Origin of the sequence: Methylorubrum subtropicum (assembly GCF_038442325.1) — a bacterium.
Taxonomy (GTDB): Bacteria; Pseudomonadota; Alphaproteobacteria; order Rhizobiales; family Beijerinckiaceae; genus Methylobacterium; species Methylobacterium subtropicum.
In genome coordinates this window covers 219,809-231,465 of record NZ_JBBXMW010000010.1, presented here as the reverse complement: position 1 = coordinate 231,465, position 11,657 = coordinate 219,809, and the positions used below count along the sequence as shown (strand labels likewise).

General features: G+C 73.4%; 11 protein-coding genes. 4 read left to right on the top strand and 7 right to left on the bottom strand.

Features of this window, described 5'->3' with window-relative positions; translation table 11 throughout:
- Nucleotides 1–124: 124 nt before the first annotated feature.
- From AAHG03_RS15880 to AAHG03_RS15855, 6 genes are read right to left on the bottom strand one after another with little or no spacing between them, the layout of a single operon-like run.
- Complete coding sequence (locus AAHG03_RS15880) at nt 125–805, bottom strand: class I SAM-dependent methyltransferase (protein ID WP_342151652.1); 681 nt, start codon at nt 803–805, stop codon at nt 125–127.
- A gap of 37 nt (nt 806–842) precedes the next feature.
- The gene (locus AAHG03_RS15875) at nt 843–1,898 is read right to left on the bottom strand and encodes a glycosyltransferase (protein WP_342151651.1); all 1,056 of its coding nucleotides are present in this window, start codon (nt 1,896–1,898) and stop codon (nt 843–845) included.
- On the bottom strand, nt 1,895–2,818 hold the full coding sequence (locus AAHG03_RS15870) for a glycosyltransferase family 2 protein (RefSeq protein WP_342151650.1): 924 nt from the start codon (nt 2,816–2,818) through the stop codon (nt 1,895–1,897). Before AAHG03_RS15870 ends, AAHG03_RS15875 begins: the two co-directional genes overlap by 4 nt.
- Before the next feature lie 37 nt (nt 2,819–2,855).
- Nucleotides 2,856–3,995, bottom strand: a complete 1,140-nt coding sequence (locus AAHG03_RS15865) for a glycosyltransferase (protein WP_342151649.1) — start codon at nt 3,993–3,995, stop codon at nt 2,856–2,858.
- Between the two features lie 13 nt (nt 3,996–4,008).
- On the bottom strand, nt 4,009–4,845 hold the full coding sequence (locus AAHG03_RS15860; RefSeq protein ID WP_412759755.1) for a glycosyltransferase family 2 protein: 837 nt from the start codon (nt 4,843–4,845) through the stop codon (nt 4,009–4,011).
- Between the two features lie 23 nt (nt 4,846–4,868).
- Nucleotides 4,869–6,935 (bottom strand): HAD-IIB family hydrolase, encoded by a 2,067-nt coding sequence (locus AAHG03_RS15855; RefSeq protein WP_342151648.1) that lies wholly within the window; start codon nt 6,933–6,935, stop codon nt 4,869–4,871.
- A 58-nt stretch (nt 6,936–6,993) separates the two neighbouring features.
- On the opposite strand from AAHG03_RS15855, the gene AAHG03_RS15850 reads away from it, so the two are divergent.
- The gene (locus AAHG03_RS15850) at nt 6,994–8,034 is read left to right on the top strand and encodes a glycosyltransferase family 4 protein (RefSeq protein ID WP_342151647.1); all 1,041 of its coding nucleotides are present in this window, start codon (nt 6,994–6,996) and stop codon (nt 8,032–8,034) included.
- Nucleotides 8,034–9,206 (top strand): glycosyltransferase family 4 protein, encoded by a 1,173-nt coding sequence (locus AAHG03_RS15845; protein ID WP_342151646.1) that lies wholly within the window; start codon nt 8,034–8,036, stop codon nt 9,204–9,206. Before AAHG03_RS15850 ends, AAHG03_RS15845 begins: the two co-directional genes overlap by 1 nt.
- Before the next feature lie 60 nt (nt 9,207–9,266).
- On the opposite strand, the gene AAHG03_RS15840 is transcribed toward AAHG03_RS15845, so the two are convergent.
- Nucleotides 9,267–10,265, bottom strand: a complete 999-nt coding sequence (locus AAHG03_RS15840) for a glycosyltransferase family protein (RefSeq protein WP_342151645.1) — start codon at nt 10,263–10,265, stop codon at nt 9,267–9,269.
- A gap of 69 nt (nt 10,266–10,334) precedes the next feature.
- On the opposite strand from AAHG03_RS15840, the gene AAHG03_RS15835 reads away from it, so the two are divergent.
- Together AAHG03_RS15835 and AAHG03_RS15830 are read left to right on the top strand one after the other, a co-directional pair.
- Nucleotides 10,335–10,970: a hypothetical protein gene (locus tag AAHG03_RS15835; protein WP_342151644.1), complete on the top strand. Its 636-nt coding sequence runs from the start codon at nt 10,335–10,337 to the stop codon at nt 10,968–10,970.
- Nucleotides 10,958–11,602 (top strand): hypothetical protein, encoded by a 645-nt coding sequence (locus tag AAHG03_RS15830; RefSeq protein WP_342151643.1) that lies wholly within the window; start codon nt 10,958–10,960, stop codon nt 11,600–11,602. The genes AAHG03_RS15835 and AAHG03_RS15830 overlap by 13 nt, the downstream gene beginning before the upstream one ends.
- Nucleotides 11,603–11,657: the final 55 nt, after the last annotated feature.

The window sequence follows — 11,657 nt, the reverse complement described above, 5'->3', positions numbered from 1 at the left end:
AGAACCGGCTCGATCGCTGCCCACTCCGCGTCCGTCAGATCAAACCGTGCCATTCACGATCCTCCATGGCTGGAGGACCAACGATCAGCGTGGGCAACCGTGCCAATCGTTATGAGTTCGCGGCCTAAAGGGCGGCCGCCTCGGGCTTGACGAACTTGGCCTTGCCCCGGAACGACCATGGGCCCCGCACGTCGAACTCGGCGCAGAAGGCATCGACCGCGCGGGTGACGCCGGGGAACTTGCCGCCGAGGCTGTCGTAGTCGTCGGCGATGAACAGGCCGCCGGGCCGCAGCACCGGCCACCACGCGCGGAGATCGGCGGCGACCGAGGCCTCCTCGTGGCCGGCATCGAGATGGATCACGTCGGCAGTGACCCCGCGCAGGCGCATCAGCTCGGCGGCGTTCACCGAATCGAGCGGCAGCGGGATCACCCGTTCGGCCTGCCCCTCGCGCAGGACGTTGGCCAGGAAGGTGCGGTAGAGGCTCGGGAAGCCGTGCTCGGTGGCGAGCTCCGCGAACAGGCCGGCCTCCGCCCAGTGATCGACCGCGCCGAGCCACGTATCGACGGCGACGACGGTGCCGGCGATCCCGCGCTCTTCCATGGCGCGGGCCATATGCAGCGTGCTCGCCCCCTTCCACGCGCCGATCTCGACCACCACGCCCGGGCGGAACTGCTCCACCGCCTCGTCGAGATAGAGATGGTGGCTGCGCCAGCCCTGCAGGTCGAGGGGGCGCAGCGCCTCCGGCGGGTCGGCGAAGGGATCGCGGCCGTGCCACAGGGCGGCGATGAGGTCCTGACGGGTCATGTTTTTCCGTGGTTCGAGTGGGTTCGGGCGACCGGGCTCAAACCGCGCGGGCCTGCGCGTAGAGCGCCTCGCAGCGGTCCAGCCAGTGCGCGCGGGTGAACAGGCGCAGGACGCGGGCCCGCGGCACGGTGCGCGGGATCGCCAGCGCTGCCGTGATGGCCTGCGCAAGAGCAGTCTCGTCGCCGACCGGGACGAGGCGGCCGGCCTCGCCGACGACCTCCTCGGCCGCGCCCATCCTGAACCCGGCCACCGGCAGGCCGCAGGCCATCGCCTCGACGGTGACGAGGCCGAACGGCTCGTCCCAGCACGGCGTGAACAGGAAGACGGAGGCGCGGCCGATCTCTTGGGCAAGCGCCGCGCCGTCGTGATGGCCGCCGTAGCGGATCGCGCCGCCGAGCCCCGGGGCGACCTGCGCCGCCCAATAATCCGGCTCCTCGATCGGGCCGAACAGCGTCAGCGGCAGGCCCGCCTGCCGGGCCGCCGCGACGGCGTGGTGGGGGCCCTTCACGGCCGCGATCCGCCCGCACCAGACGGCGCTGCCGTCGCCCGCCGCGCGGAACGGCCACGCGTCGGGATCGATGCCGTTGTGGAGCACCGTCACCTCGGGCGGCACGCCGTCGGGCCACCAGCCCCGCGCGTGGGCCTGCGAGGTCGCGGTGATGCGGTGGCTAGGGCTCAGGCTCTCGTGCACAAACCAGCGCAGCGCGTCGTAGGGCGGCACATGCAGCGAGGTCACGGTCGGCACCGCCCCCAAGCGGCGGCGTTCCAGCGGCAGGCGGCTGAGGCTGTTGTTGTGCAGCACGTCGAAGCCGCCCGCGGCGATGCGGTCGAGGGCGGCCGCGTAACCCGCATCGACATGCGCCTTCAGCCCGGCATCCCCCCGGTGCTCCATGCCGGGGAAGCTTTTCTCGTGATGCACCGGGATCACCGGATCGAGGCGGAAGCGCCGGTCGCCGTCGCCCGCGGCGAACAGGGTCACGTCGTGGCCGCGCGCGCTTAAGCCTTCCGCGAGGTGCCAGGTATAGGCCTCCAGCCCGCCGGCGAAGGGCGGGGCGATGGGGTGGCGCAGATGGGCGAGGAGGGCGATCCTCACGCCGGCTCGGCCTCGGACTCGCGCGCCCGCGCCTCCAGGGCGCGGATGACGGAGGCCGAGTTCGTATAGGGCTGGTGGCTCTGCTGGCCGGTGAGCGCGAGGTCGGCCGCATCGGGGCGGCGCAGGATGCGGATCGGCCGGTCGGGCGTGTCGTCGATCAGGCCCATCACCTTGAAGGCGTAGAGCCAGTGGCCCATCGTGCGGTAGCCCCACTTGGCCTCGAACAGCTCGGCGTTGCGCACCACGCTGTCGAGATGGTGGATCGGCGGCATGTGGTGCGGATGGTACTGGTGATAGGCCAGCGCCCCCTTCATCCAGGCGATCGGGATGCCGCGCCGGTCGAGGAGCTTGCCGAAATCGGTGTCCTCGCCGCCGTAGCCGACATAGCGCTCGTCGAACCCGCCGACCGCCTCGAACGTCGCCCTTAGAATCGCGAAATTGAGCGACCAGAAGCAGCGGTAATCGGTGCAGATTTCGATGCCCGAAGCCGGGGGCCCGCGCCGGTCGGAATGCTTTTCGGCGACCCGCGCGAGGTCGTCGTAGTCCCAATCACCGAGCGTGGCGTGCTCGGGCAGGTGCAGCACCTCGCCCATCAGCAGGCCGTCGAGCGCCGACAGGCCTCGGGCGTATTCGGCAATGAGCCCGGGCGTCGGGATGCAATCGACGTCGAGGAAGGCGATCGCCTCCCCGGAGGAAGCTGCGACGCCGCGGTTGCGCGCGGCGGCGAGCGGCAGTTCGGTGCCCTCGACGCGGATCTGGCGCACGGGAAAGCCGACCTCGGGCAGGTCGTAGAGTGCATCCTGCATCACCGCGACGACGAACTCGGCGGGTTTCTGGGTCTGGCGCTCCAGCCCGCGCAGGACGTTGCGCAGATGCGCGGGTCGCCCCTTGGCCAGGGTGACGACGGAAACGGTGGGCATGCGGGCTCCGGCGATGAGTGGGGCGGGGACGGTCGGTTCAGTTGGTCGCGACGACGCGCAGCGTTGCGGGCGCCTCGACAGCGCCCTGCCACAGCTCGTCGGTCAGCCCTTCGAGCCAGCCGGCGGCGCGCGCCGCCGCATCGGGGGCGTAGAGGCCGCGCAGGACGCTGCCATCGAGGCCGCGGGCGCGGGCGAGCAGATCGCGCCAGCCCTGGAGGTCGCCGGGCCAGTGCGGGCTCTGGACCGCGGCGCCCAGGCGCACCAGCGCCTCGGCCTTGCGGGTCTGCTCGCCGAAATAGCGCCATTCGGGCATGACGATGAGGCGCCCGCCGACGCGGGCGACCTCGTGCACGGTGTTGTCGCCCGCCGACGCCACGACGATGTCGGCGGCGGCCAGATAGTCGGTCACGGACGGCACCCAGCCGAGTTCGCGCAGGTTCGAAAAGTCGGTCTCGTGGCCCTCGCGGTGGGTCGGCCCGAGCGTCAGCCACAGGGCGTCGGGCGCGGCGCGGGCCGCCACCGTCAGCGGCGCGTAGGGCGTGCCGCTGCCCCCGCCGCCGGTGACCGCGACGACGATCTCGCGCTCCGGGTCGAGGCCGAGCCGCGCCCGCGCCTCGGCCCGCCCGGGCACGGAATCGACGCTGGTGCACAGCCCGCCGCTGTAGAACGTTTTTTGCCGCAGATGCGCCGGGTAGTCGTCCTGCTCCAATCGCGCGTCGAAGGGGGCGAGCATGCCGACGCAGGCCTCGTAGGCGCCGACATGGCCGATGTCGCCGCGATCACCGTGCATGCGGATCTGCACCGCGGGCACGCTGGCGATGCGGGCGAGCAGCGCGATCTCGGCCGAGACATCGACCACGAACAGGCCGACCTCGCGGGCATCGAGATGGTCGAGGATCGTCCGCATGGTCCGGCGCATCTCAGAGAGGCCCAGCGGCACGCAATGCATCACCGGCGGCGTCGGCTCGGCGTAGAGGCGCGGGGTCGGCACCGCGGCGCCGATCATGTTGGGCAGCGCCACGATCTCGATGTCGCGGGAAAAGCCGTCGAACAGCTGCGGGCCGGCGGTCAGCACCGAGACCGGCCGGTCGCGGGCGAACTCGGCCGCCACCGCCATGGTGCGGTGGGCATGGCCCCGGCCCTGGTGGTGGACGAAGAACGCGATGGGTTTCTTCATGGTCTCGCCGTCGTCAGGAGAACAGGGCGTCGGGCCGGAACGCCGCGGCGATCTCGGGCGGTTCGGGATGGCGCAGGAGGCGGATCGCCGGGGCGGTCTCGTCCCAGGCGATGAGGCCGGCGGCGCGGAACTGGCCGAGCCAGTAGGTCATGCACCAGCGCCCGTGCCGGGCATGGAAGCGGGCCGCGTTGGCGAGAATTGCCGAGAAGTGCTGAAGCGGCGGCACGTGGACCGGGTGGTGCTGGTGATAGGCCTGGGCGCCCGCGACCCAGAAGGTCGGCAAGCCGGATTCCGCGAGGCGTGCGGCCAGATCGGTCTCCTCGCCGCCGTAGCCGACGAAGCCCTCGTCCATGCCGCCGACCGCCCGCCACGCCTCCGCCGGCAGGGCGAAGGACAGCCCCCAGAGCTGCCCGGCATCGGGCTCGCGCCGCAACCCTGATGCAGGCACCGGAGGCCGGGCCGGATGGATGCGGCCGAGCCGGTCGAGATCGGCGGGGTCGGTGACGCCGGGCGGCAGGTAGAGCACTTCGCCGAGGAACAGGCCGCGCTCGGTCCGCGCCGCGTCCGCATAGGCCGCCACGAGGCCGGGCGAGGGGATGCAGTCCACGTCGAGAAACACCAGAAGATCGGAAGACGCCGCCGCGGCGGCGCGGTTGCGCGCGGCGGCGAGCGGCATCGGCTCGCCGGGCACGTGGCAATGGCGCACGGGGCAGCCGGGATCGGGCAGGTCGGCGGCGCGCTCCGGCTGCATCCAGGCGATCACCAACTCGCGCGGGGCCACGCTCTGGCGACTGAGACCGTGCATCAGGTGGCGCAGGCGGTCGGCCCGGCCGCGGACCAGGGTGAGCACGCTTGCCCGGAGGTCGGGGCCGGTCACGCGGTGGGGGCCGGCGCGGCGTAGGCCACCGCCCGGCGGAAATGCAGCACGCCCTCGATGATGCCGCGGGCATGCGAGGCGCGGGCGACGTAGGAATGCGCGAGCGCCGCGTGGTGGGCCAGCCCATCGGAATAGTTGGCGACGATGATCGCCTGGGTCCGGTCGCGCAGCATCTCGATGTCGTTGCCGGAATCGCCCGCCACGAACACCGCCCGCTCGGGCAGGCCGTAGAGGGAGCGGACGTGATCGACCGCCGAGCCCTTGGAGGCGGTGGCCGGCAGCACGTCGAGATAGCGGCCGTGGCTGTGGATCACGTTGGCCGAGAGGCCCGCCGCGCTCAGGCGCTCGCGCACCCCCTGCGCGGTCTCCGCGTCGCCGAAGAAGCTGAGCTTGTGCCCCCGCTGCTCCAGCGGCCCCTGCGGCACGAGCCCGTCGAGCCGCCCGAGCGCCGCGTCGATTCCCTTGCGGTCCCAGCCCTCCGAGACCGCCGCGCGCCACGCGGAATCGGCCGTGTAGGTCACGCCGTTCTCGTCGAGATGGTAGATTTCCGAGCCGACCGAGGTGATCATCACCTGCGGGCGCGGGCTGTCCTGCTGTTCCAGCACCGCCATGGCGCTGTGGAACGAGCGGCCGGTGGCGACGCCGAAGGCGAGGCCCGTCTGGCGGCTGCGCCAGCGCCGGAAGGTCGCGAGCGCGGATTCGCAGCCGACCAGGGTGTTGTCGATATCGCAGATCAGGAGCTGGCGCGGGTGGCGCAGCGGCGGGGTGCGGGCGAGCAGAGCGGCCAGCAGCGCGTGGTAGCGCGCGGCGTGCCGGTCCCAGTCGTAGGCCGCCGCCGCCCGCGCCCCGCCCGCGACGCAGGCCGCGCGGAAGTCCCGGTCCGTGAGGATGTGCAGGCAGGCCGCCGCGATGGAGGCGGGCGCGCGGGGATCGACCAGAAGCCCGTTGCCGCAGGTCTCGACGATGTCGTTCGGCCCGCCGCTGTCGGTGGCGACCAAGGGCAGGCCGGCGGCGGAGGCCTCCAGCAGGGTCAGGCCGAACGGCTCGTTCAGCGCCGGGTTGACGAACAGGCCGCCGCGCTCGCGGGCATAGGCGTAGATCGCCGGCACGTCGTCGGGGCGGTGGGTCTTGGGGTAGGCCACGCGCCCGTAGAGGTCGTAGCGGTCGATCAGCACGAGGAGATCACGCATCGTCGCGGCCATGTCGCCGTCGAGCGCGTCGATGTCCTCCCGCGTGCCCGCGACGAGGACGAGGTTGGCACTCGCCTGCAAGTCCGGGCTCTCGCCGTAGGCCCGGACCAAAGCCGCGAGGTTCTTGCGCGCCACCGGGCGGGCCAGCGCCAGCAGCGGCGGCTTGCCCGGATCGGCCAGGAACCGGTCGATCGCGGCATCGACCCGCGGATGCGGGCGGCTCGCGGCAAACCGCGCGAGGTCGCTGCCCGGCGGCAGCACGCGCACCCGGCCCGGATCGTAGGAACGGTAGCCGGCGTACTGCACCTCGGCCTCGTCGCGCGAGGACGCGACGACGAGGCTCGCGCGCGTCAGCGCCGCCTCCTCGGTGGCGATGCGGCGCGTCAGGTCGGGGCGGGGCGCGGCCTCGCCCAGCATCATGGCCTTCACCCGGCCCAGGGAATGGGCGGTGAACACGAACGGGATGCCGAGCCGCTCCTCCACGATCGCCGCCACGGCGGCCGCATCCGCGTAATGCGCGTGGACGATGTCCGGCGCCCGCGATTGGCGCCCGATCCAGGCCACGAGGTTGTCGGCGTAGCTCGCGACCTCGGCGTGCATCTCCTCCTTCGAGCGGTAGCCCGGCGAGGCGCTGGCGAGGCGCAGCAGCCCGACCTTGTCGGCGATCCGCTCTTCGGGCACGGCGTAATCGGGCCCCGGCGCGCCGTGGAACAGGCGCGTCGCCACCACGATCCGCGTGACGGCTTCGTCCCGCGCCGAGGCGCCGACCAGATCGAGCAGGTAGCGGATATGGCCGCCGGTATCGGCCGTCAGTCCGTAGACAACGTCGCTGCCGCGCAGGCAGCCCTGGAGGGCGACGTGTAGAACGAACATAGGACGGTCTATGGACCGGATCGTCCCGTGCCGGTCACAACATATGTAGGTGGAACTGTTGCTGCGCGTCGCTCAGATCGCTCCCAATATCTTTCCCGTGCCCCCGCTGCACCATGGCGGTACGGAGCGGATCGTCCACGATCTCTCCGTTGCCTTACGAAACCTCGGCGTCGAAGTGACGCTGTTCGCTTCCTCCGACAGCGTGACCGACCTGCCCCGCGTCGGCGACCATCCGAGCCTTTCGGCGCTGGAGCAGCGATTCGGCCGGGTCGCGCCCGGCGTGCCGGCGGCGCTCGACGCGCTTCAGCTGGAAGCCCTGCGCCTGCGGCTCGATGCGTTCGACATCGTCCACGCCCACGGCGAGTTCGCCCACGCGGCGCTCCTCGGCGCGCGGCGGCGCCACAGCCTGACCACGGTGCATTGGCGCGTGGACGAACTCGACCGCGCCCTGTTCTTCGCCGGCTTCCCCGACTTGCCCGTGGCGGCGATCTCGGCGGCGCAAGCGGCCGGCATCCCGCAGGCCAACCGGGCGGGCGTCGTCCATCACGGCCTCGCCGCCGACCGCTACGCCCTGTCCCGCGACGCGGGCGCCCACGTTGCCTTCGTCGGCCGGATGACCGACCAGAAGCGGCCGGACGTGGCGATCCGGGTCGCCCGCGGCGCCGGTCTGCCGATTCGCCTGGGCGGCACCATCGATGTCGGCAACCCGGATTACTTCGAGCGGAGGGTCCGCCCGCTGCTCGGGCCCGACGCGACCTATCTCGGCCCCGTGGACGATGCGGCCAAGAGCACGCTGCTCGGCGGGGCCCGCGCGCTGCTTTTTCCGATCGACTGGCCCGAGCCCTTCGGCCTCGTGATGATCGAGGCGATGGCCCACGGCACCCCGGTGATCGCCTGGAACCACGGCTCGGTCCCCGAGATCGTCGAGGACGGCGTGACCGGCTTCGTCGTCGCCTCGGAGGAGGAGGCGGTCGCGGCGCTTACCCGGATCGACGGGCTCGACCGCGGGCAGGTGCGCCGCCGCTTCGAAGTGCGCTTCACGGCCGAGCGCATGGCCCGCGACTACCTCGCGCTCTACCAGCGCCTGCGCGCCGCCTGATGCGCGTCGCGTTGCTGACCTGGGACTACCCGCCGGCCCCGAGCGGGCTCTCCACCGCCGCCCGCGAGATCGCCGAGAGCCTCGGCGCAGCCGGCGCCGACGTGACCGTCTTCACCCTCGACCGCACCGGCCGAGAGCGGATCGGCGGCGTCACGGTCGAAGGCCTCGCGCTGCCCCCCGGCGGCGGGCTGGCGCGCCTGCGCCTGTGGGGTTCGCTCGGGCATCTGGCCGCACCGCTGGCCTTCCGCCGGGCGGTCCTGGCCGCGCATGCGCGCGCGCCCTTCGACGTGATCGAGGCGACGAACTGGTACGCCCCGGCCGTGCTGCTCGCGGGCCGCCGCGACCTGCCGCTGGTCACGCGAAGCTCGACGCCGGCCGCCTTCACCCGCGGGGCGGAGCCAAGCTTGCGCGACCGCCTCGACGGGCGCGCCGCCGACGCCCTGGAGCGGCGCCAAGCCCGCGGCAGCGCCGGGCTCATCGCCAACACGCAAGCGCACGGCGCGGTGATCGCGCGCGCCTATCGCCTCAGCGGGCACCGGCCCTCGGCGGTGATCGGCCTCAGCCTGCCGCCGGAGATTTTCGAGAGTGCCCGCGCCGCCCCCTACCCGGAGGAGGACACGCCCCTGCGCCTGCTCTTCGTCGGCCGGGCGGAAGCCCGAAAAGGCTTCGATGCCCTGCTCGCGGCCACCGCGATCCTCGCCGAGGAGCAGGCCCGCGGTGCCCTGCCGCCGTTCCGCCTCGACCTCGTCGGCGTGCCCCCGGACGACCTGCCGCCGGGCCTGCCCGAGGCCGCACGCCGGCGCATCCGCGCCCGCGGCCGGATCGACGCGGCGGGGCTGGCCGAAGCCTACGCGCAGGCCCACGCGGTGCTGGCCCCCTCGCGCTACGAGAGCTTCGGCCTCGTCTATCAGGAAGCCCTGGCCTACGGCCGCCCGGTCGTCGCCTGCGCCGAGGACGCCAGCGCCCGCGCCTTCGTCGGCGCCCCCGGCGCCGGCCCCCTCGCCGCCGCCGCCACCGGCCCGGCGCTCGCCGACGCCCTGCGCCCGCTCCTCGTCGATCCCGCCCTGCGCCGCGCCTACCGCGCCCGCGCGCTCGCCGCCGCCGGGCGGTTCGACCGGGGGAGCCTCGGGCGGGAGACGCTGGCTCTGTACGAGGCGGCCCGGAGGAGATGATCGGTCCACCAGGGCTCTGCCCTGGACCCGCCAAAGGTCTCGACCTTTGGAATCCGGGACTCAGTCGCGGTAGGGGCGCAGCAGGGCCTCCGCTTCCTCCAGGCGACCGCGGCCGGGGTCCAGCGCCTCGTAGCGGCGCGAGCGCGCCTCGACATGGGCGCGGCTCAAGGTGTGCTCGATGACGCCGTGGAGGCTGATGAAGCTCTCGCGCCAGCCGCCCGCCAGCAGAGGCCGCTCATGGACGCGGCCGGCGTAAGCGACGTCGCGCCGGTTGAGCCGGTACTGCACGTCCGGAAACACGTCGGCGAGGACGCCGTCGACGCGGTTCTCCCGCGCCAGCCCGACCGAGCGGACCGCCCCCGCCTCCGCCATCGCGGCCAGCGCCGGCAACAGCCGCCCAGCGGCGGGCGCGAGACGCTCGTCGGCGTCGAGCTGCAGCATCCAGGGATGGCGCGCCATCGCCTGCAGCGCGTTGCGCTGCGCCGCGAAGTCGCCGGAGAGCGACCGGGCCGCGACCCGCACCGTGTCCGCCACCGGCCGCGGCGGGGCCGCCTCGGCGTCCAGCAGGATCGCCACGTCGTCGGCCCAGTCCGGCAGCCCGGCCAGCACCCCGTCGAGTTCGGACGGGCGGCACAGCAGGCCGAGGGAGACGGGCAGCCTCTCCGCCCCAGCGAGATCGTACAGCGCGCCTCGCGCAGCCTGCTCCGCATGCGGATGCCGCAAATCCGCCCGGCCCGCCGCGTCGAGCGGCCGGACGCCGCGTCCGAGCCGGGTCGCGGCGATGCGCAAGGTGTAGAGGTCGAGCCCGTACCCCGCCGCCCCATCGGAGACGAAGGTCGCCCCGGCCAGAGCCGCGCTCAGATGCCCGCGGCAGGCCACAACGTCGGCCTCCCCGTCGAGCAGCACGCCGCACGAGCCGCAGGCGAGCAGAAACCCGCGCCGCCGCCCATCGGAAAAGGTCAGGTGCCGCCCGCTCGGGGCCGGCATGTCGGCGGCGCAGACGAAGCATCGGCGCGGGCGCGTCACGTCGATCCCTGTCCCCTGCGGCGCCGCATGCATCCGGATGCAGCGAACCGGCGCCGAACCTCGGCGGTTCCCCGCACGACCCTCGTCCAGCCCCCGATCCCCGTGCCCCCCGACAGCGCCCTCGTCCCTTCCGTTCCGGCCGACGCCACCCTCGCCGTCGTCGGCAACGCCCCCGCGACCGGCGGCGCGGCGGCGATCGATGCCGCGGACACCGTCGTGCGCTTCAACAACGCCGCCGGGTTCGGCGGCGCCGCCGGCGCCCGCGTCACCCACCTCGCCCTGGTCAACCGCGGCGGCCAGATGCGCGAATGGCTGGAGGACCGCCACTTCCTCGACCGCCCGGCGGTGCGGGCGGCGGGGGCCTTCATCCTGCCCTTCCCGATGCTGCCGGAAGCGCACAACCGCCCCGAGACCATCTGCTGGACCCGCGACATCCTGGCCCTGCTGCGCCCCACCGGCCGCCCGGTCCACATCCTGCCCGAGTCCCTGCACGAGCAGGCGCGCACGCTGCTTGCTCCCCTCGCATCGGGCCGCCCGAACCCGAGCACCGGCTTCCTCGTCACGCTGGCGCTGCTTTCCGCCCGCGCCCCCGGCGCCCCGCCGGTCCAGGCCCACGGCTTCGGCTTCGACGGCTGGCCCGGCCACCCCTGGGCCGCCGAGCGCGCGTGGTTCGCGGATCAGGAGGCGGCCGGGCGCCTGCACCTCCATCCCTCCGAGAGCACCCCATGCCCACGCTGATCACGGTGCTGAAGGGCGGCGGGCGCTACGACGCGACCTGGGTCGAGCGCCTCGCCCGCGGCGTGCGCCGCCACGCCCCGGCCTTCGGGCGCATCCTCTGCCTCACAGACTTGCCGCTCGACGTGTCGGGCGTCGAGCGCGTGCCGCTGCGCCACGACTGGCCGGCGTGGTGGGCCAAGATGGAGGCGTTCCGCCCCGGCCTCGTCGAGGGCACCGCGCTCTTGTGCGACCTCGACACCGTCTTCACCGGCCCCGCGGACGCTCTTGCCGAGCCCGGCCTCGCCGCGATGGAGGATTACTTCCACAAGGGCCGCCTCTCCAGCGCCCTGCTGCGCTGGGACGGCGACGCGCTCGCCGGACTCTACGCCGAGTTCGCGGCCGATCCCGCGCGCTGGATGACCCCCGGCTCGTGCGGCCCGGTGCCCAACGCCGTCCACGGCGATCAGGTCGTGATCGACCACCTTCTCCGCCGGGACGGCCTCACACCCGGCTACTTCCAAAACATCGCGCCGGGCCTGCTCGATTTCTACGATCCCCGCCGCGATGCCCACGGCCCGGTGGTGATCTTCATCGGCGCGTCCAAGCCCGACACCGCGGGCGGATCGGTCCACGCCGCCTGGACCGCCCCGTGACGCCCGATCACGTTCCGGTGAGGATCGCGCGGGGCGATGGAGGCGTTGAGGCAGG